Origin of the sequence: Chryseobacterium indoltheticum, assembly GCF_003815915.1 — a bacterium.
GTDB classification, from domain to species: domain Bacteria; phylum Bacteroidota; class Bacteroidia; order Flavobacteriales; family Weeksellaceae; genus Chryseobacterium; species Chryseobacterium indoltheticum.
In genome coordinates this window covers 3,579,756-3,601,033 of sequence record NZ_CP033929.1, presented here as the reverse complement: position 1 = coordinate 3,601,033, position 21,278 = coordinate 3,579,756, and the positions used below count along the sequence as shown (strand labels likewise).

The following is a 21,278-nucleotide window of genomic DNA, read 5'->3' as shown; positions in this document are numbered from 1 at the left end:
ATGGGAAATGTATATGTACCTGATGAAACATGGTTAGTATGTACATCAGGAATGAATAAAAAACAGATAAAAGTTCACAGTCAGTCATCAATAAAAAATCAGAATAAATATTTAGCAACAATTGATGACAGAACTGGAGGTAATTTTGTATGTTCGAAAATGGTTATCGCCGGAGCGTTAATTGGTGCTGCTGTTGGTGCTTTGATTTTTTTTACAGGTGGTGCGGCAGCATTAGCATTAGGATCTGTAATGGCTATTGGTGCTACAGCTGGAGCCGCTACAGGTTTAGCCGCTGCAATATCATTTCCCATTTGTGCTATGACGACTTTAATGTATGATTGGGCACCAGTACATCAGAATGTCGAATTTGAAAATAAAAAAGCATTAATAGGAAGTTCTACATTAGATTGTTTATTTGGAGGTAAAATTATTATTTGCTTTTCTGAAGAGTACGCAGATGCAATTGTAAATAAAAACAGAGTAGATACTTTAAGAGATACGGTGGTTATTATTGGGCTTTCTTATTTTGGGGGAAGTTTATTTCAAGGGGTTTCACAAGGTGTACCGGCACTGCTTACTGCGGTAAAGGCAAAGAATTGGATTGCATTAATACAAGCGGGAAGTGTTGTTGGAGCAAATTATACTGCAGGTAAAACCTATGACTGGTTAAAAGATGTAACAGGTATGGGTAATGTAATTAATCCTGAAAGTTTGGGGTCAACTGCGACATCGACTTATGATTACGTTAGTTCTCCGGAAGGGGGACTTTGGGGAGGTGCTTCAGAAATTGAAAATGTAAATACTCAAATCACTCACACATCAGTTACTCAAAACACTTCTATAAATCAAAACAGAACTACAATAATTACACCTAACGGAGAGGTAATTTTACCAAGTACTACAGTACAGCAAACAACCGTAGGAACCCAAACAATATATTCGTCTACCAACCCCAATGCAAGTCCTCGTACAACAAACATAAATATAAGTTCATCAAGTTCATCTACAACGGGATATCATTCGCCATCTATTACAGAAATTAATAATACAACAAATAATTCCAATCTCAATATTCAGACCAATGCTATGAACCAGCTAAAATCAACGGTTGGTAAAGGTCTTATCGAAAATGTTATTAAAGATATTGGTGATTTTGTTACATTCAATCTAATGGCAAATTTTGGTGAAGAAGAAATTGCTCAAGCTTTATTAAATCATGAAGTAGAGGCTGTGAAAGGTATAAATGTAAGAGAAAATGAATTTTAATATAAAGATTTTTATAATAATATTAATCTCAATTGCTGGTATTTTATATGTGCCTTTAAAATTAATTTTTTTAAAGAGTAATCTTATTAGTATAAATGGAGCTTTAACTGAAGTAACAAAATCATTTACAAGAGTTCCTTTCTATAAGTTTCGTATAGCAGATTATACAAATGAATTTTATAACTCTGGAACAGGAGTTTTATCAAATTTGAAGGATGATAAAAAGATATTATATAATAAGAATGATAAGCACATTACTTTTTTTGTAAATAAAAAAGACTTTCTGAAGCTCAAAAAAGGAAAAGACATCCAGTATATTGGATTACAAAAAAAGAATGTTTTTATAGACATCTTTTACTATTATTTTTCTCAATTTGGCAAACTTCCTTTTTTTGTTTTTTGTATTTTAATGATGTGTTTAAATGCTTATGCAATCTATACTTTCAAACTCAAAATTTTTGAATTTTTAATCGTTGTTTATCTGTTTTATGGTATTTTAATTTTAGTATTATGAGAAAAATTATTGCAATAATTGGAGTTTTTGCTCTACTATCCTTCATGTCCTATAAATTTTTATTTAAAAAAGATGAGCAAAAGTATTTAGATAAAGGAATAGAATACTTTAATGAAAACAGATACAAAGAAGCTTTGGTTTATTTTGATATGGCTGAAAAATTAGGTAATACTGATGCGCTTAAATACTCTGGTGTAATCTATTTAGAATCTGGTAATCCTAAAAGAGCAATACCAAAATTAAAAGGTTATCTCAGCCATTTAGATTCTCAGCATGAAGATAATAAGATTATACTGAATGATTTAGGAGTGGCTTATTTTAAAATTAATGATATTCAGAATGCAAAACTATATTGGAAAAAAGCCTCTGAACGTGGCAATCAGACAAGCATGAATAATTTAAAAGAACTTGAAAAAAATAATATTAAATAATTAGAATACATAATTTAAGCCGATTATAAGTCTTTCAGAATATACTTCTCCTTCATATAAATAAGTTTATTAGGAAAAGATTTCTGACAAATTCTATTGATTCAACTGTTGAAAATAATTTGTGAATATTGTTACAAAACGAAACTTTAGAATACTAGATTCAATTAATCATCTTAAAAAATATTTTTTTTGGTAAGTAAAATTTAAATCATAACTTTCTAACATCTTTTCTCAAGTTATTTAGAATTTAAAACTCCATCAACTAACAATTTTGTAAGTTCTAGATTCATCTTATATTTTACAATTGTATGTGAGGACAGCTAATTAAAATATAAATTTGTGAAAATAGATAGCTACGAAAACATCTTACATAAAAAAGAAAATCAGAACTAAAAATTTTTAATTCTGATTTCCCTATAATATTGTAAAGTAATTGATTTATTTAGACTCCAAATCAACAGTATAACTTTTAGGGCTGTATTTTGTAAGCGATCCGGTTGCCGCATCAATTCCTACACCGATTGCGCCGCCAAGAAGAATGTTTAGTAACGTTACCGGATTAAAAGTTTTGGTAAGCTTCACTTCTTTAGTCTCGAAACCTTCTTTTTGAAACATCACCATTTGTTTACCCAAACCTCTCGGGATTTCTGCTGTACAAGGTGTTAAACATTTTTCAACTCCTTTATGGATTACTTTTGCACCTTCCGGTGTTGTGGTAAATGTGATTGAATCTTTGGTTCCTGTAAAAATGGTCGCACAAGATGTAGTAGAAAGCACAATGCTTAAGCCAAAGACAAGTGATAAAGTTCTTTTCATTTTTGATTAGATAGTGTTTTTAATTTTAATTTTTGCTGAAACAGAATATTTTAGCTCTAATTTTCAGTAATGCGAAAATATATTTTTTAAGTCGAATAAAAAAATATTCATTTCGTTCAGAATTAAATTACTCATTTAAGAATAAAATGTTTTCAGCTTCTTTTTCACTTTTAGTAGGGTAGTAAATCTCTTTAATTTGATTATACCAAACTGATTTTTCAAATTTTGACTTGTTGATTGATGCTTTGACAGAGTTTGAATAATAAACTTTACTGTTGATTAATAACTTAAATCTTATTTTAGTTTTAAAATTTCCGTTATATTTTTTTGAATTTAAAGCGATGACTGCTCCAGATTTGAGATTAATTTTTTTGAGATAAGATACTCCACAATCGGAGTTAACCCAAAACTCAATCGGTTTCCAGTCTTTATCTTGAGTTAAAGCTTCCTGAATAAGAGTTAGTTTATTATCTTGAGGAATAAAGTGTAAATTTTCTTGCTTGTTGTTTTTTACATATATAGAAAATACCGAGTCATTTTTAATCTCAGCAAATGCCAAAATTGAATCCTTACTATTTTTGATAAATAGCTTTTCTATCCTTGAATCTGATTTAAATAACTCGTTAATTTGATTCTCATTTAAAAAAAGTTCAGTCTGTATATTTTGAGAATATATAGTGAAGGATAATATTATAGAACAAAAAGTAAATAGTTTTTTCATTATTTGTGAAATGTTGGTTAGCTTTAATTTTAAAAATCAAACCCTTTTTCCTTGAGTTTTGTTATATTAAAATAAACTCCGGGCAATTTATATTTGTCTTTTTCTAGAGCTAAATAATCACAATCGCCGGTTAAGCTCTGCGAAGCAATTTCTAACTTCAACATATTCATCACAACATATTCGTGACTTACAGCAATTACATGAAATCCTGATGCACAATCTCTTCCGTCTCCCGAGCTGAAAATAGCGCCGAATAAACCATAAAAATTTTGAGAAACTTTGTTTGCCATCGCTTCATTACCATCTAAATGATAAATGTAGCCAAGAAAATTCATCACACGCAGATTGAGAGGAAACTCTTTTAGTGAAGCATTCGATATTTTTATAATTTCTGCGTAATCAGATTTTTTTAAATCCTTACTTTGAAAATATGGGATAAGCTTTTTATCATTTTCTGAAGTTTTATACGGATGATAGTCTTTCTGAAAGGTATATCCAAAATACAAATGCTTGTATTGATCACTGGTAATGAGCGTGTCATTTGCTTTCAGTTTATCCATCAATTTCGGATAATAATATTCTGAATCTTTATTCTCAATATTTGTCTGAATGGCTTTATAGTCCGGAGCTTCATATTCTTTTGTTTGAGAATAAATAAAACCCGGGACAAAAAGTAGAGAAAAAAATAGGATATATTTTATCATGATGCTTTAGAATATTTTAATTTCTATTTTCTCGTACTGCACGAATCAGTTTTTCATTTCTCTTTTCAGCTCGTGAATTTTGTAATGATAATGCAGCCCATATCGCTGCAGGAATCCAGCCCAAGATTGTAATTTGCAAGATAAAACATATAATTCCTGTGATGATTTTTCCTCTCACAATAAAGGATAAAAATGGAAGTAAAATAGCAAGTAACATGGTTTGAAGTTTTTAAATTAATTGATTTCTAATGTGAATGTGGATCAAAATATGCCTTGAAAGTAAGCGGATTTTCACGCATATTTTCAGCAGTTTCCAGATATTCATGATATTCTTCGGGATTTATTCCCATATCCACCATTACGATTGCAAGATTAGTGTACAGATTTTTATCTTCCGAACCCAAATCTAATGCTCTTTTTAAGACTATAAGAGCATTTTCATACTCGCCCGAATCACATAAAATAGCTCCGAGATTAATCAAAGCAGATGTGTTTTCAGATTCTATAGATAAAATATCTTCAAGTTCTTTAATCAAAAGATCGTTGATATCATCCCAATGATCCTCATTTTCCCATCTTTTTGCCTGAAGTCTTTTTACATTTTCTAATCTGTGGGTAATATTATTCATGGCGTAAAATTACGAAATTGTAAATACTTATTTTCCTTTTACCTGCGCTTTCCAAACAGCCATTTCGGAATTTCATCGGTTACCAAAAAAGGAATCACAATATTATTATGATTAAGATTGTTGAAGGTTGTAAAGATCAAATTTTTATTGAAAGAAAGTTTGTCGTACAATTCAACGCTGCCAATATATGGGTTTTCATCATCATTTTTACCATGAATTAACCAGATATTTTTTTCTTTAATTTTAGTAAGATTCGAAAAATCAGGAACCGAAGCCACGGAAACAATCGCAGCAAATGTATCAGGACTCAGATTCATAAGATTTTGGGCAGTCGAACCTCCCATTGAATAACCAATCAGATAGATTCTGTTTTTACCAATATTCGGATATCCTTTTTTAAGAGCTTTAATTAATTTCAGTAAAGCAAAAACTTCGTCAGATGGTTTTGAAACCTGAATACCGTCTTTATTAATCTTATAATTTGTAGAGCGTTTAATAAACTGTGGCGCTACAACGTAGCATGGAAACTTTTCATAAATTTCATCCCGCAGCCATATTTTAGCAAATGGCTCAAGCTGATTTTCATTATCGTTTCCGATCCTTGTGGAATTATGAAAGGTAATAACCAAAGGATATTTTTGATTGATGAGGTTATTTTTAGGGATTAAAAATCGATAAGGAATTGTAATCTCATTTTCTGCAAATGTTTTCTTTTGAAACGCATTGGTGTTTAAACTGTTTAATAATTTTCTGTTGTTCAAAAAAGTAAGCGTATCAACTTCCGTTTCCCGAAATTCTTTCTTTTGTGCAAAAGCTTTATGGATGGTGAAAACTAATAAAAGAATTATTTTAAATTTCATAACTGGTAAGATTATTAGAATGCAAAAAGTTAGTTGTATAAACTTGTTTTATGGATTGTTTTAATTAAAGTTTTTTCTTCCGCTTTTGTTTCATCCGAATTTTGAACAGAAACATAATCTATTGTAATTTGAGGTTTGTTTTTCTTGAAAATAATGGAAAATATTGCGAAAAGTAAATGTGAATTTATGATTTATTGAAGTGTTAGCTGTACTTATTTTATTTTTACCAAATAGTTTCAAAATATTCACAAACAATTTTCATTTCTTCATTTGGTTTTTCACCAAATTTATTCATTTCTTCAGTATAATAATCCCAATGAACCTTTTTCCAATATTCTAAGGTTTTATTACCTTCACCTTCAAGTTGAGCATATTCAGATGTAATATCTTTATATTTTACAATTTCGACCTTTGTTGTTCGAATTATTGCTTTGGGATTTCCATTCCAATCTGTAACAATGGCAATATCTCCAACTTTTGGAAGTTCTTCTTTATTTTTTTCAAACCACCAAACGGATGGTGAAGTTGCTTGTTTTATTTTTTTAACTACTAAATCGGCACATTCATCTGCATCCTTTTTATTGTCACAAAAGTAAAATGATTGTGGTTGTATCGTATTTTTGTATTCAACATTATTTTCTTGAAATTCTTTCCAATACTCTGTCATATCAATTTCTTTTTTATTGCAAGACAATAAACTTATAAAAATAAAAAGGAATATAAATCTATACATGATTTTTTTCTGTGTTTACAGGTAATGTTTAGGCGCTTTGCGTTAGGGCAGGAAATCGAAGCAAAAAAGCTGGTATTATTACTAATGTTTAATTGAAAAACTACTGTTGAATTTTGCACTTCAGCCCGCCTGATACAAAACCCTTGTTAGCAGTGGTTTTTATTTCCACTTTTCTGTCCATTTCTTTTCGTTTTCTGTTAATATTTCTGTGTTTGGTTCATAGTTTGGATTTGAAATGTACCAATCCATTTTTTTGTAAAAAGTATTCAACTCTTGATTTTGAAAAACATAACCACGTCTTGCGAAAGGTAAATTCTTTAAAATTTTTCTTTGTAAATCGTTCTTTGGTTCATTTATATTTTCTTCTTGATAATAACTGAAAGGAATATATTCTAAATTTTGAATTCCAATATAATTTTGAGCGTAAAGAAATAAGTCTCCGTTAATTTTGAAATTCTTTTTTTGGAAAATTAAATTTCCTTTTTGTAAATGGAATTTTGTTGCATCATTTTCAATAAATGAATTTTTAACGCCTTTAACGTCTTCTGTTTTACCAATTCCGTTTAAAAGCCATTCATTTGCGTTTTTGTAAAATGATTTATTGATAGAGAACGTTTCGAATTCGCCAATATCAATAATTAATGTAAAATCATCTATTTGTTTGTTTGCCCAACGATTGGCGGCAGTTAATACATATTCAAAATCATAATTGTAGTCAATTGAACCTGACAAGTCGTAGTTGTAGGTATGTTTTATAATATTGACGCCTTTTTTGAAATTTGCTTCAAAATGATACACGTAATAAAAGTCAACATAATTTACACTTGCATTATCATCGAATTTAGGAATGCCTTTAGATTTTATTTTCCCGTTTTCAGTATATAATGAATCAGAAACATAAGCAACATTGTATTTTAAAATATTGTTATTTAGGTCTACTGTAAAATCTCTCATATACGGATGGTGTCCATTTTTTGGCGTTCCATCAACATCACCTTCAGGCGAAAAAGCTTCGAAACCAATAGTTAATTTTTTGTCTTCGTTTGGATTAAAAAATTCATAGTAGACAGTTACTTCTATAAAGTTATTTCTGACTTTTTTAAGCGTCAAAATTTCTTTTCTGACAGTAATTTCTGTTTCATTGATTGGAATGAGTTGATTTCCTTTTGCGAAAAAAGCTCCGTCATTTGCAAATACAGAATAATTTATAATTATAAATAATATTGTAAAAATGTGTCTTGTCATTTGGTGTCGGTTTTTTCTATTGATTAAACCAGTTAATTGTTTTTTCAATAACCATCTTCCAACCGTCAATTTCAGGTTTCTCAAGTATATTAAAAGAATGGTCAGCATTTTCGATAAGTTTTAATTCTACATTTTTCCCTTTTGTTAGTAAAGTTGTATAAGCGACTGTTGCAGATTCAGGATGTACTGCTTTATCCGAAGTTCCTTGAAGAATTAATATTCTCCCATTATAGTTTGATAGTTCATCAATAACAGAAGTTTGTAAAAGACTCGACCAGCGTAAATACGTAAAGCCCAAAAATTTCTTTTCGGTATTAGTTGGGTCGGCTAAAATATCCGCCCATTTTTCTTTGACATAATTTATTCTTTCTTCCGAAGTCGGCATATTATGTTCCTTCGTATTGAAAAATGTTCCGTCATCTGCAAATTTATATAAACTGTAAAGTTGTGAAGGACCTTCTCCAGCCATAATTGCAACATTAGATATTTTGTCTTTCATTAAATTTGCAACTCTTGATGCGACAACACCTCCTTCCGAATGTCCAGCCAATAAAATTTTGTGCTTATCTATTTTTTCATTTTGTATAACATAATTTATTGCATTTACAATTGTGTTACTCCAACTTTCAAGAGAAAATTTATGGTCAAAAGATTTGGACTCTCCTTTTTGCAAATATTTAACTCCTGGTTTTTCGGCAATTAAAACTCTGTATTTTTCTTGTCCAACATTAAACCAAGCCATATGTCCGGAAGTAGGAACAATCTGCCCGTTTCTGTTCTCAAATAATGAATTTATTCCCGAACCTTGAACATAAATAATTAAGGGCAAATTTTCTTTATGAGAAGTTACAGAAAGATAAAATGTTATTGTGTCTTTGTCTATTTTAAGTTCGTATTTGTCATAAGGTAGATTTGGCAAGAAGTCAATTTTTGCTTTTTGTGCGAATATTGAATTTGCTAAAAGAATGAAGAAAATAATTGGTCTAATTTTCATTTTATATACTGTTTTTTATAAAATTATGGCTAACGTTTTGGGGCTTTGCGATGGTGGGGCAATCGAAGCACAAATCTTCAATTTTGACAAAAGTTCAATCGAAGAACTGCCGTTGAACTTTGCAGTTTCGCCCCACTATTGCAAAACCCTTGTTGTGCGATTGTGCTTTTCTAATCTTTTTTTTCGAATTTTGTCATAAACCCAGTTCTCATATTCATTTTAGTAAAAACATCGTAATATCCGTTTCTACAAATGAATAACGTAGCGGAAGTATGATTTCTACTTTCAATTTCCTTGATGTACTTTTTTTGACTTTCGTTTAAGATGACATTTTTATAATCTAATTTTCCATCTGATACAAGAGCAATTATTTTATCTTCAAAATTCCATTTTTTTATGTCGTAAGACGACATTCCTGATGAGATATTCGTCAAAGTTGGATTACCATATAATTGGGTTAACTCTGTTGAGAATTTTTCTATAATTTCAGTCTTTATACTGTCAGTTGTGCCAGAAATTATAAGCAGATTGTTTTTTAAATCTGTTATTGCATTTACTTCATCGAATTTTAAATTTTTAAAAAAGCCGACACAATAATCTTTATTCCAATTGCTTCTGCCTATACCTGTTTGGCGGTAAGTAATCGCATATGGTTCAACAATTCTAAAATCATTTCCATCAACGTCAATCGTATCCGCATCAGCTTGAAAGAAATAAATTTCTTTTAGGTCGCTCTTCCTCATTTTATGATAATCTGTCCATTCCGCTCTCAAAGATTTTGAATAATATTCTTTTGTGTTAAATCTTCCGAAATTTAGTTTTTCAAAGTCAAGATTTCCATCTTCTAAACTTGATTGGCAAGAAGCAAAAAAAGGTAAAATTGTAAATAGTAATAAGATTTTTTTCATTTGTTTTTCTGTAAGTCTATCTTTGGCGAATGTTTGTTTAGCATATCGCACAACTTCCAAATTTACGCATTGCGTCAATCCAATTTATATAACATTCGCAAAGCTAATTTTTGAAATTAATTTTATTTTTAGTTGATGTGTTGGTTTTTAGTTGTTTATGTGAAATTTTGTTGAAAATATTTTTCGGATTGACGAATGTTTAGTATTTTTGGTTAAAACATACATTGATGAAATATTCTCAAATATTCAGACAAAAACTTGAAATTGCAAGGTACAGCGAATCCACAATCAAAACTTATATCTCTACTTTAACTTCATTTTTCAAATCAATTGATGGTACTGCCATCGAAGAGGTGAACGAAACTATTGTTGAAAAGTATCTGTATCATGAGATAAGGGAGAAAAATATTTCGCAATCATTTCAAAAACATATTTTAGGAAGTATTAAACTGTTTTATGAAATAATGTTTAGTAGAAAATTTTCTTTGTCACATTTATATCCAAAAAGAGTAGAGCACCAATTACCAAAATATCTCAACAAAGAAGAAATTTTAAAAATGATTGGATTAACTGAAAATTTGAAACATAAATCGATGATAAGTCTCTTATATGGATGTGGTTTAAGAGTAAGTGAATTAATTAATTTAAAAATCACAGATATAGATTCAAAATCTGGAAGAATCTCGATAATTCAGGCTAAAGGAAAAAAAGATCGCTATGTAATGCTGCCAAAATCTGTATTGCCGTTGCTTAAAGAATATTTTGAAAAGTATTTTCCACAAACCTATCTCTTCGAAGGCGGAAAAAACGAAAAATATTCACCCCGAAGTGTTCAGCAAGTTGTAAAGCAGGCGGCTTTAAAGGCGAAAATACAAAAATTGGTAACACCTCATATCCTACGCCACAGTTTTGCAACACATCTTATTGAAAATGGTACCGACATCATATATATTCAGGAGCTTTTAGGACATAACAGTGTGGTGACTACTCAAATTTACACGCATATTACAGATTTAACCATAAGAAAAATTCAAAGTCCTCTAGATATTAAATTTTGAGAACTTTGAATTTGAATGATTTACCCAAATGCCCTCTTCAACAAACTCTCCACTTTCGGCTCACTTCCTCTGAAATTCTTATACAATTCCATCGGATCTTTCGTTCCGCCTGAAGAAAGTAAAATTTTAAATTTTGCGGCAGTTTCAGGATTGAAAATTCCGGTTTCCTTAAAATATTGAAAGGCATCGGCATCCAAAACTTCCGCCCATTTGTAAGAATAATATCCCGCGGAATATCCGCCCTGGAAAATATGTGAAAAACTTGGGCTCATCGCTGTTTCAGGATTTGCAGGATACAATTGCGTTGCTTTCGTATAATCATCTTCAAATTCTTTTACACTCTTATTCTCCAACTCTGCAACTTTGGTATGATAATTCATATCGAGCAATCCAAAACCAAGCTGTCTCATCGTTTGATAACCTTCCATAAAGTTTTTCGACTGTTCGATTTTCTCAATTTTTTCATCAGGAAGAACTTCTCCTGTTTTATAATGTTTGGCAAAAGTTTTTAAAAATTCCGGTTCGTAACAGAAGTTTTCCAAAAACTGAGAAGGCAATTCTACAAAATCCCATTTCACAGAAGTTCCTGAAAGATTTGGGTATTGCGTATTTGCCAACATTCCATGTAAGGCATGACCAAACTCGTGGAATAAGGTGGTCACTTCCTGAAACGTCAGTAAACTCGGTGTATCTTTTGTCGGTTTGCTAAAATTACAGACGATAGAAATATGCGGACGAGAATTTTCACCGTCTTTTTGATATTGATTTTTATAGCTCGTCATCCAGGCTCCGGCTCTTTTGCCTTTTCTTGGAAAATAATCGACGTATAAAAGAGATTTAAAAGTTTTTTCAGGATTGTGACTTCCATCTTCCAACTTCTCGCTTCCAGCCTCAAAAACCTCATATACTTTCACATCTTCATGATATTTCGGAATGTCATTTCTTTCCTTAAAAGTCAATCCGAAAAGTTGTTTTGCCAGACCAAAAACAGCATTTTGAACCTGATCTAAAGGAAAATAAGGTTTTAATTCCTCATCATTCAGATCATATTTTGCTTTACGAAGTTTTTCGGCATAATATGCGTGATCATAACCTTGCATTTCATCGATTCCGTCGGCTTTTGCTAAAGCTTTCAATTCTTCGATTTCTTTTTCAGCGTAAGGTTTTGCTTTAGTCAATAATTCATTTAGAAAGTCGATTACTTTTGTCGGCGATTTTGCCATTCTTTCTTCCAGAACATAATCTGCGTAATTCGTATAACCTAATAATTCTGCCTTTTGCTGTTTTAGACTGAGAAGCTCCTTTATTAAATTCTGATTGTCAAATTCTCCACCGTCAAAAGACTTTTTGCCATTTGCCAACGCAATTTCTTTTCTCAATTCACGGTTTTCAGCATACGTCATGAACGGAATATAGCTTGGATATTGCAATGTCACAACCCAACCTTCCAGATTTCTTTCTTTAGCCTCTTCAGCATATTGTTCGATAATTGCTTCCGGAATTCCTGCCAAATCTTCTTTATTGGTGATATGTTTGAAATATTGATTGGTCGAAGCCAACACATTTTGCCCAAACTGAAGGGATTTTAAAGATAAATCCATGCTGATTTTCTTTAACTTTTCTTTGTCTTCTTCGTTTAATAAAGCACCGCTTCTTACAAAACCTTTATACGTTTCATTCAAAAGCATTTGCTGCTCTTCGTTCAGATTATATTTCTCTTTTTGGTCATAAACTTTTTTGATTTTATTGAAAAGAGCTTCATTTTGAGAAATTTTTGAAGAATATTCGGTTAAAATTGGTGAAACTTCCTGAGCAATTTTCTGGAGCTCATCACTTGTTTCTGCCGAATTTAAATTAAAAAATATATTCGAAGCTACATCAAGCTGTTCACCCGAAAAGGCTAATGCTTCAATGGTATTTTTAAAAGTTGGTTCTTCCGGATTATTAATAAGAGCATTGATTTCTTCTTCAGATTGTTGAATTAATGCTTTGAAAGCAGGAAGATAATCTTCATTTTTTATTTGATCAAAAGGTGCTGAATGATATGGTGTATTGAATTTTTCTGTTAAAATATTCATTGACGTATTTTTAATTGATGTAAATTTAATTATTTGATTTGAATTAATTTTTTATGCGCAAAAAAGATGCCTTGATCTTCATTTGTGACAAATGTACCTAATGAGGAATATTCTTGTCATAGGAAAAGATGGCGTTGTGATGAAATGTTTAATTTTGATTTTAGATAAAAGGATGAAATATCGTGTTATTCAAAGTATTTAGCTTTTTGTTTACGGTCAAAAGCAACTTTAATATTTATAAACTATGAAATCACCATTAAAAAGATTTCCAAAAAAGACTGATGCAGATTGGTGATTCTATATAACGAATAAAAAACTTTAAAAATCTATATATGAAAACAATTTTAAAAATTATTGGTGGGATTGTCCTCTTAATCGTTGTGTATGCAATCATTGCAATGCTGGCTTTTGGTAAAAATTACCATTACGAAAAATCGATGGTGATGAATGCTCCGAAAGAAAAAGTTTGGCAGCAGGTCGCTTCAATGAAATCTTTTAATGAATGGAATCCCTGGATGAAATTAGATAAAAACATGAAAATTGTGTACACCGGAACTCCCGGTGAAGTAGGAGATAAGTATTGTTGGGACAGCAAAAATGATGATGCAGGCGCCGGATGTCAGGAAATTAAAGAATTGGTTGCCAATGAAAAGCAAAAAACAGAAATGACTTTTAAAAGACCTTTTGAAGGACAGGCGATTTCGGATATTGTTTTAACTTCCGAAGGAAATTCTACAAAAGTGACCTGGAGTATGGATACCGAACAAGAAACGTGGATGAAAATTATGAGACCGATGATGGATTACCAAATGGGAAAATCTTACGATGAAGGTCTTACTAACTTAAAAGCTTTGGTTGAAAAATAAATGTAACTTATAATAAATTTCTAAAAAACTGCTTTCAAATTGTTGAAAGCAGTTTTTTATTTAAATATGTTAAAAATCTCATCTGTCAAGGTTCTATTAAAAAAAATAAGCAACTTTTTAAATTAAATATTATCTTTATGTAAAGATTACGATGTATGCAGAAGGCGATTTACAATAAAAATGAATTGCGGATTTTTGTAAGAGATATGATTTCTGGAAAAGTAAAAACGTTAGAGTTTTATTTGAATTTTACTTTGGAAGCAAGCCGCGAAATAAAAAAAACTTCAAAATACGATTCGATCCGTGAAGAAATGCAGGATGAGATTTACCATTTAGATAAGCAGATGGCCAACTTAAGAAATATGCAGCAACAGATGAAGAAAGTTTTGAATTCTGAATCTGAACATGCCAAGTTAGGTTCATTAGTAATTACCAATAAAGCCCGTTTTTATATTTCTGTTTCTTTGGGTGAATTTTTCTTTGAAGGCGACCGTTTCTATGCTATTTCTCCCGAAAGCCCAATGGCTCAGAAAATTATCGGCATGAAAGCCGGCGAAGAGTTTACCTTAAATAAAATTCATCAGAAAATTGAGGAAGTGATATAAAAGAACCATGTAAAAAGTAAAAAGATGCAAGTGAAATAGCCACAAATACACTAATTTTTTTCAAGTTTTAAAACTTATATTCGTGAATTCGTGGCATCAAAAAAGCAACCAAAAATTTAGTAAAAGCATATTACATCCAAAAAAAAACTCCCAGCTTTTCATAACTTGCTTCCATCTTTTCCTTAATTTTGTGTTCATGAATAAAGCAGAAGTTTTAAAAGAAATCATAGAACAAAGAAGAAGCATCTTTCCAAAAGATTACAGCGAAACAGAAATTTCTCAGGAAATAATCGAAAAGATTCTTCATTCGGCAACATTGGCTCCCAATCATAAACGTACAAAACCTTGGCGTTTCAAAATTTTCAAAGGGGACGAAAAAGCAAATTTGGCTGTAGAAATGCAGGAAATTTATAAAGCAAGTCAAGCTCCGCAAGTCTTTTTAGAAAAGAAATATCAGGATATAGGTTTTAAAATCAACAAAGCAGATGCTGTAATTTCTATCGTTGTTAATTTCAGCGGAATGGTTCCTGAGTGGGAAGAGATTGCAGCGGTTTCTATGGCGGTGCAGAATATGTATCTTACCTGTACAGCAAATGGAGTAGGCTGCTATTGGAGTTCACCAAAAATTGTCGACCATCTGAAAGATTCTTTAACGATCGAAGAAAACCAGAAATGTCTTGGTTTGTTTTACATGGGAAATGTTGATTAGTTCAATGTAACAATCTAATAATGTAACAATTTAACAATGTAGCAGTTTACCAATTATTGTAGTAAGGTCGTGTGTGAATTTTAGACTAATTTCATAGCCCTGATTGCAGCGACATCCTTTTTCTGCGTTGGCTTGAAAAAAGTGCCTGCGAAAAAGATATAGCGGAAAGCAGGTTCCCGGCTCCTGAAAAATATTCTTCTAAAACTTTTTACTTGAGCCATTTTACTTGAAACTTTTTACTATCTTTGCACACTTAAATATTTAACCGGGACGAGTTCCCATAACATTCAAACATTATGTCAGTAAAAATCAGATTACAAAGACACGGTAAAAAAGGTAAGCCTTTCTTCCACATCGTAGTTGCAGATGCAAGAGCTAGAAGAGATGGTAGATTCATCGAAAAACTAGGTACTTACAACCCAATTACAAACCCTGCTACAATAGATTTAAACGTTGATTCTGCTGTAAAGTGGTTAAACAACGGAGCTCAGCCAACTGATACGGCAAAAGCTATTCTTTCTTATAAAGGAGTTCTTTACAAAAAACACTTACAAGGTGGTGTTGCTAAAGGAGCTTTTGATGAGGCTGAAGCTGAGAAGAGATTCAATGCTTGGGTAGAGTCTAAAGAATCTAAAGTACAAGGTAAAGTAGACGGTTTGGCAAATGCTAAAGCTGACGCTAAAAAAGCTGCTTTTGATGCTGAAACTAAAGTAAACGAAGCTAGACTTGCTGCTGCTTCGCAAGCTGAAGCTGATGCAAAAGCTGCTGAAGAAGCTGCAAACGCACCTGCTGAAGAAGTTACAGAAGCTACGGAAGAACCAACTGCTGAAGCAGAAGGAACTGAAGAAACTCAGGCTTAATTCTTTTAAAAAGATACAAAGCAAAGGCACGATTTTTCGTGTCTTTGTTGTTTACAACAAAATAATCTGTTTTTACTTTTTGAAACAGATTTTTAAAACTCTCACGTCATTATGAAAAAGGAAGACTGTTATTTATTAGGAAAAATCACACGCAGACACGGGCTTGCCGGAAATGTTATCCTTAAGCTGGATACTGACCAACCCGAGCTTTATAAAAAACTAGATTCTATTTTTGTAGAAATCAACGGTTTGCTGGTGCCTTTTTTTATTGAAAAATCTTCTTGGAGCAAACTTGATGCTTTGAATATTGCTTTTAAAAATTCTTCTGAAGCTTTGGTAGATCAGTCTTTAGGGAAAAGCGTCTATCTTCCTTTGACGAGTCTGCCTGTACTTACCGGCAAACAATTCTATTATCACGAAATTATCGGATACGAAATTTTTGATGAACAAGATAATAGCTGTGGTATTATCAGATCAGTGAATGACCAAACGGCGCAGAATTATTTTGTAACCAATCTTGATGGAAAAGAAGTGGTAATTCCATTAATCAAAGACTGGATTCTTGAGGTAAACCGTGAAGAAAGATTCATCAAAATGCAAATTCCGGAAGGTTTAATCGATGTATTTTTGGTACCTTCGAAAAAGGATGAGTAAGATTACAAGTCTTTTTCCCATTTATAGAATCCAAAAACTACAATTCTATTTTCAGCAGGTGAAATTTCGTAGACAATAAGATATCCTTTTACAATTAAATCACGTATGTTTTCATCTTCGAAAAATATAGATTTTCTATTTATTTTTGGATTGTTTGAAATTTCTTTAATTTTTCTAAAAACTAACTGATTAAATTTTCTTGCGGCAGTTTTTTTATCTAAAGAGATATATTCTATTTGCCTTTTTAGTTTGTTTGTGAAAACAGATGTTACTTCAATTTTCATTTTCAGAAATAAAATTGTCAATGTCCTTTTCTGCCTCGTCAATGCTTATTAAGTTTGATTTTCCTGATTTGTAAACTGCATAATCTTCATTTACAAGCATCTTTAAATCATCGAAATTATTATCAGTTTTACGTTCCAAAATTCCATCTACATATCCTAAAACTTGTTGTAGAATTTCTTTTGGTGCTGTTTTTAATTTATGTTGAATCTCTTTATAGATAGATTCTTCTAAAGCTGTCATAATTCGCAGATTTTTATCAAAGGTAAAAATTATATTTTTAAACACAATTACTCTCCGACTCTTAAAAGCTCCAACCTAATCACGCCTTCAACTTCTCCTGCAATGCACTAATTTGATCATACATTTTATTGAAAAACATTTTGCGTTCCCGGTTTCCGGAAGTATTCAGTGATTTTGAATTTTTAAGTTCATGTTCAAAATAAACCAATGTATCATTGCACGTATTTTCGTCGTTGGTCATCATGTATCCAAACATATTGAAAGGAATAAAAAACGACGATTGATATTCATTTTTAAATAAAATATTGTTGCTTAAGATCACCAAATCGTTGACATATAATTTAAAATCAGGATTATGCTGTATTTTATATTCAATATTTTCTATGACACTTCTCACTTCTTCCAAAATCAACACAATATCTTTATATTTTAAAAGACCCATTTCAGAGTAGAAAGAAATCTGCATCAGAATACTCATGATCGTGGTGTCATTCCAAACTTCAGTTACATTCTGATTTTCGTACAAATCTTTCAGCATTTCATTTTTTGGCGAATGATAAGGAAGATCAAAATCTTCAAAAGAACACAGAAATTTATCTTCGTTCAGCAGATTCATCCATACATAAAATTTAAAACGGGAAAGAATAGTATCTGAAATGGTATAAAAAAAAGGAATATCTTTCGCAGAATAATAGACTTTCGACTGATTAATACTTTGGAAAACATCCAAAATCTTCAACGAACTTTCAAAAAAGTGCAGTAAATCTTCTTGTGTTTTTACAGGACGTGTTCTTTTTACAACCAATTGATTTTCTGTTCCCAAAAACTGGTCGATTGAAATTTGGTAATACTTAGCCAGTTCCACCGCTTCTTCAAAACTGAATTTGGCTTTCATTGAAGTTCTCCGATGTGCTGCATCGTAGCTGATGTTGAGAATATTGGCGATCTCGTCATTCAGAGATTTGTCGCCGATCTTCTTTCTAATTTGTTTCAATAAAACTTCCTGATTCATGGTATTTGCGATTTTCACAAATGTAGAGATTTATTTTAATTTTTTTTCGCATTCGTAAAAGTGGTTTTCAAAATTAGCTTTGAAGTATAATTTTAAAAATTTACAAAAATGAAAAAGCAATTTTTTTTAATCATGACTATTTTAATAAGTAGTTTGATGCATAGTCAGGATAGTTTATCGCATAAAAATGAGAAGGCAAAAATTTTTGGAGTTTCTCCTTCAAAAAAAACTAAAAATGTAAACGGTGTGTTGTTAAAATATTATGATGAAATTGATAATGAAATAACACCTAAGAAAGTAAACGGTCTTGGTTTAGGTTTTAATGGTTTGGGTATTTTTTTTCCGGTTCTTCTTCTTGTAAATATAGGAAGTATCAATTCTTGGGAAATTAATAATGCAGATTTTGAAGATTTACCTAAAAAAATGAATACGATAAATGGAATGCAGTTGGCGATAATAAATATGGAACCAACGGTAACTAATGGGTTTGAGCTAAGTTTATCAAGTAATATTAGTGCTCCTTCTGTTATCAATGGAGTTTCTGTTTCACCTCTGTACAATTTTCATCACACAACAAATGGGGTGACGATTTCTACATTTGCGAACGTCAGTAAAAAATGCAGGGGGTTGCAAGTCGCTCTTATCAATGTCTGTAAAGATTCAAAAGGATTACAGATAGGTTTTTGGAATGAAAATGGAAAAAGAAAATTACCTCTTATTAACTGGAATTTTAAATCTAAAAAGGAAAAATTATGAAAAATATACCTTATATATTAATAGCAATACGCTTTCTTTTAGCGCCAATAATTTTCTTTTTAGCTTATGTAAAAGGTGAAGAATCAAGGTTTGTAATTTTAGCTTTAATGTTTATTGGTTTACTTACCGATATTTTTGACGGAATCATCGCAAGAAAAGTTGGAGTTTCCACAGAAAAATTAAGAAGACTCGACAGTCAGGTAGATTTGGTATTTTGGCTCTCTTTAGGATTGGCAACATACTTTCTTAATAGCGAATTAATAAAAAGTCATTGGCTAAGTATTGCATTAATCTTCATTATGGAAGGCTTATGTTACATCATAAGTATTTTAAAATTTGGAAAAGAAACCTGTACTCACGCTTTTTTATCTAAAATGTGGGGATTGAGTTTACTGATTGCTTTCACTTATTTAATCGGATTTCAACAGGCAGGTTGGGCTTTTCATCTCACCATAATTTTAGGAATCGTTTCTCATATTGATGTTATCTTAATAATTTTAATTCTTCCAAAATGGCAGTACGATGTACCGAGTTTTTATCGCGCATGGCAAATTAGACAGGGAAAGCAAAGAAAAAAAACTACTTTTTTTAATTAAATTAGGAGAAAAATCATCAACGAAATAATCATTTTTAAATCAAAACGGCGTAATCATTAAAAGTTGCGCTGTTTTTTGTAAATTTGCAAACATTAATTTTTATACAAAAATTTATCAATCAACAAATGAAAAAGCAGACGATTAAAGAAGTCCTTCAAGACTACAAAAAAGTATTACATCATGACATTACAGTTTACGGTTGGGTAAGAGCATTCCGTTCAAATCGCTTTATTGCACTAAATGATGGTTCTACAATTAATAATTTGCAGATTGTAGTTGATTTTGAAAATTTTGACGAAGAAATCATTAGTAAAATTAGTACAGCTTCTTCACTGAAAGTAGTAGGAGAGGTGGTAGAAAGTCAAGGAGCCGGACAAACTGTAGAAATTATCGCTAAAAAAATCATTATTTTAGGAGATAACTTTACTGAAGAAAGAGACAAAACGATTCTTCAGCCAAAAAAACATTCTTTGGAAGTGTTGAGAGATCAGGCGCATTTAAGATTCAGAACGAATTTATTTGGTGCGGTTTTCAGAGTACGTCATGCGGTGAGTTTTGCAATTCACTCATTTTTCAACCAAAACCAGTTCTTTTACATCAACACTCCGATTGTAACAGGAGCTGATGCAGAAGGAGCGGGTGAAATGTTTGGCGTAACCAACTTCGATTTAAACAATATCCCGAGAGACGAGCAGGGAGATATCGATTTTGCTCAGGATTTCTTCGGTAAAAAAACAAACTTAACGGTTTCAGGACAGCTTGAAGGTGAAACTGCAGCAATGGGATTGGGAAGAATCTATACTTTCGGACCAACCTTCCGTGCAGAAAACTCAAATACAACGCGTCACTTAGCAGAATTCTGGATGATTGAACCGGAAGTTGCTTTCAATAACTTGGAAGATAACATCGATTTGGCAGAGGATTTCCTGAAATATGTGATTCAGTACGTTTTAGATAACTGTAAAGATGATTTAGAGTTCCTAGATAAACGTTTTGCAGAAGAACAAAAATCAAAACCAGAAAAAGAAAGAGCAAAAGAAGGGTTAATTGAAAAGCTGGAAAATGTAATTGCTAAACGTTTCAAAAGAGTTTCTTACACCGAAGCAATTGAGATTTTATTAAATTCAAAAGAAAATAAAAAAGGAAAATTTGCTTATCCAATCGAAGAGTGGGGTGCAGATCTTCAGTCTGAGCACGAAAGATTCTTGGTAGAAAAGCATTTTGAATGTCCAGTAGTTTTATTTGATTATCCAAAAGAGATCAAAGCATTCTACATGAAGCTCAACGACGACAACAAAACCGTTGCTGCAATGGATGTACTTTTCCCTGGAATCGGAGAAATCATCGGCGGATCAGAAAGAGAAGCAAGATTAGACGTTCTGAAAACTAAAATGGCAGAAATGCACGTAGACGAGCACGAACTTTGGTGGTATTTAGATACCAGAAGATTCGGATCAGTTCCGCATGCAGGTTTCGGACTTGGTTTAGAAAGATTAGTTCTTTTCGTAACGGGTATGACCAACATTCGTGACGTGATTCCTTTCCCAAGAACTCCAAAGAACGCAGAATTTTAATTCAACATTATATATTAAGAATGTCTCTGAAATCTTCAGGGACATTTTTTTGTGTAATATAAGTATTTTCAACTCTCAAACTCTCCAACTTTTTTCTTGTAGCTCTTTCCGGCTTTCACTACTCGCTTTTTTGCGCCATGCTTTACCTTTTGCAGCAAAAAGAG

General features: G+C 31.6%; 26 protein-coding genes. 12 read left to right on the top strand and 14 right to left on the bottom strand.

Annotated elements, in window-relative coordinates; genetic code table 11:
* Genes EG358_RS16605 through EG358_RS16595 form a run of 3 tightly spaced genes read left to right on the top strand, consistent with a single transcriptional unit; the run spans position 1 to position 2,211 of the window.
* A complete protein-coding gene (locus tag EG358_RS16605; RefSeq protein ID WP_159436399.1) occupies positions 1-1,266 on the top strand; it encodes a PAAR-like protein in 1,266 nt (421 codons plus the stop codon).
* Positions 1,256-1,780: a hypothetical protein gene (locus EG358_RS16600; protein ID WP_076562784.1), complete on the top strand. Its 525-nt coding sequence runs from the start codon at positions 1,256-1,258 to the stop codon at positions 1,778-1,780. The genes EG358_RS16605 and EG358_RS16600 overlap by 11 nt, the downstream gene beginning before the upstream one ends.
* Entirely contained in the window at positions 1,777-2,211 is a 435-nt protein-coding gene (locus tag EG358_RS16595; protein WP_123890144.1) for a tetratricopeptide repeat protein, read from the top strand. Before EG358_RS16600 ends, EG358_RS16595 begins: the two co-directional genes overlap by 4 nt.
* Positions 2,212-2,649: 438 nt before the next feature.
* On the opposite strand, the gene EG358_RS16590 is transcribed toward EG358_RS16595, so the two are convergent.
* The 10 genes from EG358_RS16590 to EG358_RS16545 form a co-directional block, all read right to left on the bottom strand.
* On the bottom strand, positions 2,650-3,027 hold the full coding sequence (locus EG358_RS16590) for a PEGA domain-containing protein (RefSeq protein WP_076562787.1): 378 nt from the start codon (positions 3,025-3,027) through the stop codon (positions 2,650-2,652).
* A gap of 127 nt (positions 3,028-3,154) precedes the next feature.
* Positions 3,155-3,748: a hypothetical protein gene (locus EG358_RS16585; protein ID WP_076562789.1), complete on the bottom strand. Its 594-nt coding sequence runs from the start codon at positions 3,746-3,748 to the stop codon at positions 3,155-3,157.
* Positions 3,749-3,777: 29 nt separating this feature from the next.
* Positions 3,778-4,452, bottom strand: coding sequence for a DUF4919 domain-containing protein (locus tag EG358_RS16580; RefSeq protein WP_076562790.1), 675 nt, complete (start codon positions 4,450-4,452; stop codon positions 3,778-3,780).
* Between the two features lie 16 nt (positions 4,453-4,468).
* Entirely contained in the window at positions 4,469-4,669 is a 201-nt protein-coding gene (locus EG358_RS16575) for a YqaE/Pmp3 family membrane protein (protein ID WP_076562792.1), read from the bottom strand.
* A gap of 28 nt (positions 4,670-4,697) precedes the next feature.
* Positions 4,698-5,081, bottom strand: a complete 384-nt coding sequence (locus EG358_RS16570; RefSeq protein ID WP_076562794.1) for a tetratricopeptide repeat protein — start codon at positions 5,079-5,081, stop codon at positions 4,698-4,700.
* Between the two features lie 38 nt (positions 5,082-5,119).
* The gene (locus EG358_RS16565; RefSeq protein ID WP_076562796.1) at positions 5,120-5,941 is read right to left on the bottom strand and encodes a carboxylesterase family protein; all 822 of its coding nucleotides are present in this window, start codon (positions 5,939-5,941) and stop codon (positions 5,120-5,122) included.
* A 223-nt stretch (positions 5,942-6,164) separates the two neighbouring features.
* Positions 6,165-6,674 (bottom strand): ASCH domain-containing protein, encoded by a 510-nt coding sequence (locus EG358_RS16560; RefSeq protein WP_083677102.1) that lies wholly within the window; start codon positions 6,672-6,674, stop codon positions 6,165-6,167.
* Between the two features lie 159 nt (positions 6,675-6,833).
* Complete coding sequence (locus EG358_RS16555) at positions 6,834-7,919, bottom strand: YARHG domain-containing protein (RefSeq protein WP_076562834.1); 1,086 nt, start codon at positions 7,917-7,919, stop codon at positions 6,834-6,836.
* A gap of 16 nt (positions 7,920-7,935) precedes the next feature.
* Complete coding sequence (locus tag EG358_RS16550; RefSeq protein WP_076562799.1) at positions 7,936-8,913, bottom strand: alpha/beta hydrolase family protein; 978 nt, start codon at positions 8,911-8,913, stop codon at positions 7,936-7,938.
* A 170-nt stretch (positions 8,914-9,083) separates the two neighbouring features.
* Positions 9,084-9,821 (bottom strand): hypothetical protein, encoded by a 738-nt coding sequence (locus EG358_RS16545; RefSeq protein WP_123890142.1) that lies wholly within the window; start codon positions 9,819-9,821, stop codon positions 9,084-9,086.
* Positions 9,822-10,048: 227 nt separating this feature from the next.
* On the opposite strand from EG358_RS16545, the gene xerA reads away from it, so the two are divergent.
* Positions 10,049-10,879, top strand: a complete 831-nt coding sequence (xerA, locus tag EG358_RS16540) for a site-specific tyrosine recombinase/integron integrase (protein WP_076562804.1) — start codon at positions 10,049-10,051, stop codon at positions 10,877-10,879.
* Positions 10,880-10,899: 20 nt separating this feature from the next.
* Here the strand turns inward: xerA and EG358_RS16535 are convergent, their stop codons facing one another.
* Positions 10,900-12,957, bottom strand: coding sequence for a M3 family metallopeptidase (locus EG358_RS16535; RefSeq protein WP_076562805.1), 2,058 nt, complete (start codon positions 12,955-12,957; stop codon positions 10,900-10,902).
* Between the two features lie 332 nt (positions 12,958-13,289).
* Between EG358_RS16535 and EG358_RS16530 the strand changes: the two genes are divergently transcribed.
* From EG358_RS16530 to rimM, 5 genes are all read left to right on the top strand, one after another.
* Complete coding sequence (locus EG358_RS16530) at positions 13,290-13,823, top strand: SRPBCC family protein (RefSeq protein ID WP_076562807.1); 534 nt, start codon at positions 13,290-13,292, stop codon at positions 13,821-13,823.
* A 155-nt stretch (positions 13,824-13,978) separates the two neighbouring features.
* Entirely contained in the window at positions 13,979-14,428 is a 450-nt protein-coding gene (locus EG358_RS16525) for a hypothetical protein (protein ID WP_076562809.1), read from the top strand.
* A 196-nt stretch (positions 14,429-14,624) separates the two neighbouring features.
* A complete protein-coding gene (locus EG358_RS16520) occupies positions 14,625-15,137 on the top strand; it encodes a nitroreductase family protein (RefSeq protein WP_076562811.1) in 513 nt (170 codons plus the stop codon).
* Positions 15,138-15,433: 296 nt separating this feature from the next.
* Positions 15,434-15,997 carry a 30S ribosomal protein S16 gene (locus EG358_RS16515; RefSeq protein ID WP_076562813.1) on the top strand — a complete coding sequence of 188 codons (564 nt, stop codon included), beginning with the start codon at positions 15,434-15,436 and terminating at the stop codon, positions 15,995-15,997.
* A 111-nt stretch (positions 15,998-16,108) separates the two neighbouring features.
* Complete coding sequence (gene rimM / locus EG358_RS16510) at positions 16,109-16,651, top strand: ribosome maturation factor RimM (protein WP_076562815.1); 543 nt, start codon at positions 16,109-16,111, stop codon at positions 16,649-16,651.
* A gap of 2 nt (positions 16,652-16,653) precedes the next feature.
* Here rimM and EG358_RS16505 read toward each other — a convergent pair whose 3' ends face one another.
* From EG358_RS16505 to EG358_RS16495, 3 genes are all read right to left on the bottom strand, one after another.
* Positions 16,654-16,935: a type II toxin-antitoxin system RelE/ParE family toxin gene (locus EG358_RS16505; RefSeq protein ID WP_076562816.1), complete on the bottom strand. Its 282-nt coding sequence runs from the start codon at positions 16,933-16,935 to the stop codon at positions 16,654-16,656.
* The gene (locus EG358_RS16500; RefSeq protein ID WP_076562818.1) at positions 16,925-17,176 is read right to left on the bottom strand and encodes a hypothetical protein; all 252 of its coding nucleotides are present in this window, start codon (positions 17,174-17,176) and stop codon (positions 16,925-16,927) included. The genes EG358_RS16505 and EG358_RS16500 overlap by 11 nt, the downstream gene beginning before the upstream one ends.
* A gap of 79 nt (positions 17,177-17,255) precedes the next feature.
* The gene (locus tag EG358_RS16495) at positions 17,256-18,206 is read right to left on the bottom strand and encodes a helix-turn-helix domain-containing protein (protein ID WP_228421469.1); all 951 of its coding nucleotides are present in this window, start codon (positions 18,204-18,206) and stop codon (positions 17,256-17,258) included.
* 90 nt (positions 18,207-18,296) lie between these two features.
* Between EG358_RS16495 and EG358_RS16490 the strand changes: the two genes are divergently transcribed.
* The 3 genes from EG358_RS16490 to asnS all read left to right on the top strand — a co-directional run bounded on the left by EG358_RS16490 (position 18,297) and on the right by asnS (position 21,114).
* A complete protein-coding gene (locus EG358_RS16490; protein WP_076562822.1) occupies positions 18,297-18,944 on the top strand; it encodes an LA_2272 family surface repeat-containing protein in 648 nt (215 codons plus the stop codon).
* The gene (locus EG358_RS16485; RefSeq protein ID WP_076562824.1) at positions 18,941-19,540 is read left to right on the top strand and encodes a CDP-alcohol phosphatidyltransferase family protein; all 600 of its coding nucleotides are present in this window, start codon (positions 18,941-18,943) and stop codon (positions 19,538-19,540) included. Before EG358_RS16490 ends, EG358_RS16485 begins: the two co-directional genes overlap by 4 nt.
* A 125-nt stretch (positions 19,541-19,665) precedes the next feature.
* Positions 19,666-21,114: an asparagine--tRNA ligase gene (gene asnS, locus EG358_RS16480; RefSeq protein ID WP_076562826.1), complete on the top strand. Its 1,449-nt coding sequence runs from the start codon at positions 19,666-19,668 to the stop codon at positions 21,112-21,114.
* Positions 21,115-21,278: the final 164 nt, after the last annotated feature.

Bases quoted from the DNA above. Each gene is read 5' to 3' on its own strand.
- EG358_RS16595 (WP_123890144.1), top strand. From the start codon at position 1,777: ATGAGAAAAATTATTGCAATAATTGGAGTTTTTGCTCTACTATCCTTC.
- EG358_RS16600 (WP_076562784.1), top strand. From the start codon at position 1,256: ATGAATTTTAATATAAAGATTTTTATAATAATATTAATCTCAATTGCT.
- EG358_RS16560 (WP_083677102.1), bottom strand. From the start codon at position 6,674: ATGTATAGATTTATATTCCTTTTTATTTTTATAAGTTTATTGTCTTGC.
- EG358_RS16515 (WP_076562813.1), top strand. From the start codon at position 15,434: ATGTCAGTAAAAATCAGATTACAAAGACACGGTAAAAAAGGTAAGCCT.
- EG358_RS16585 (WP_076562789.1), bottom strand. From the start codon at position 3,748: ATGAAAAAACTATTTACTTTTTGTTCTATAATATTATCCTTCACTATA.
- EG358_RS16500 (WP_076562818.1), bottom strand. From the start codon at position 17,176: ATGACAGCTTTAGAAGAATCTATCTATAAAGAGATTCAACATAAATTA.
- xerA (WP_076562804.1), top strand. From the start codon at position 10,049: ATGAAATATTCTCAAATATTCAGACAAAAACTTGAAATTGCAAGGTAC.
- EG358_RS16580 (WP_076562790.1), bottom strand. From the start codon at position 4,452: ATGATAAAATATATCCTATTTTTTTCTCTACTTTTTGTCCCGGGTTTT.
- EG358_RS16550 (WP_076562799.1), bottom strand. From the start codon at position 8,913: ATGAAAATTAGACCAATTATTTTCTTCATTCTTTTAGCAAATTCAATA.
- EG358_RS16520 (WP_076562811.1), top strand. From the start codon at position 14,625: ATGAATAAAGCAGAAGTTTTAAAAGAAATCATAGAACAAAGAAGAAGC.
- EG358_RS16535 (WP_076562805.1), bottom strand. From the start codon at position 12,957: ATGAATATTTTAACAGAAAAATTCAATACACCATATCATTCAGCACCT.
- EG358_RS16530 (WP_076562807.1), top strand. From the start codon at position 13,290: ATGAAAACAATTTTAAAAATTATTGGTGGGATTGTCCTCTTAATCGTT.
- EG358_RS16590 (WP_076562787.1), bottom strand. From the start codon at position 3,027: ATGAAAAGAACTTTATCACTTGTCTTTGGCTTAAGCATTGTGCTTTCT.
- EG358_RS16575 (WP_076562792.1), bottom strand. From the start codon at position 4,669: ATGTTACTTGCTATTTTACTTCCATTTTTATCCTTTATTGTGAGAGGA.
- EG358_RS16505 (WP_076562816.1), bottom strand. From the start codon at position 16,935: ATGAAAATTGAAGTAACATCTGTTTTCACAAACAAACTAAAAAGGCAA.
- EG358_RS16570 (WP_076562794.1), bottom strand. From the start codon at position 5,081: ATGAATAATATTACCCACAGATTAGAAAATGTAAAAAGACTTCAGGCA.
- EG358_RS16555 (WP_076562834.1), bottom strand. From the start codon at position 7,919: ATGACAAGACACATTTTTACAATATTATTTATAATTATAAATTATTCT.
- EG358_RS16525 (WP_076562809.1), top strand. From the start codon at position 13,979: ATGCAGAAGGCGATTTACAATAAAAATGAATTGCGGATTTTTGTAAGA.
- EG358_RS16545 (WP_123890142.1), bottom strand. From the start codon at position 9,821: ATGAAAAAAATCTTATTACTATTTACAATTTTACCTTTTTTTGCTTCT.
- rimM (WP_076562815.1), top strand. From the start codon at position 16,109: ATGAAAAAGGAAGACTGTTATTTATTAGGAAAAATCACACGCAGACAC.
- asnS (WP_076562826.1), top strand. From the start codon at position 19,666: ATGAAAAAGCAGACGATTAAAGAAGTCCTTCAAGACTACAAAAAAGTA.
- EG358_RS16605 (WP_159436399.1), top strand. From the start codon at position 1: ATGGGAAATGTATATGTACCTGATGAAACATGGTTAGTATGTACATCA.
- EG358_RS16485 (WP_076562824.1), top strand. From the start codon at position 18,941: ATGAAAAATATACCTTATATATTAATAGCAATACGCTTTCTTTTAGCG.
- EG358_RS16490 (WP_076562822.1), top strand. From the start codon at position 18,297: ATGAAAAAGCAATTTTTTTTAATCATGACTATTTTAATAAGTAGTTTG.
- EG358_RS16565 (WP_076562796.1), bottom strand. From the start codon at position 5,941: ATGAAATTTAAAATAATTCTTTTATTAGTTTTCACCATCCATAAAGCT.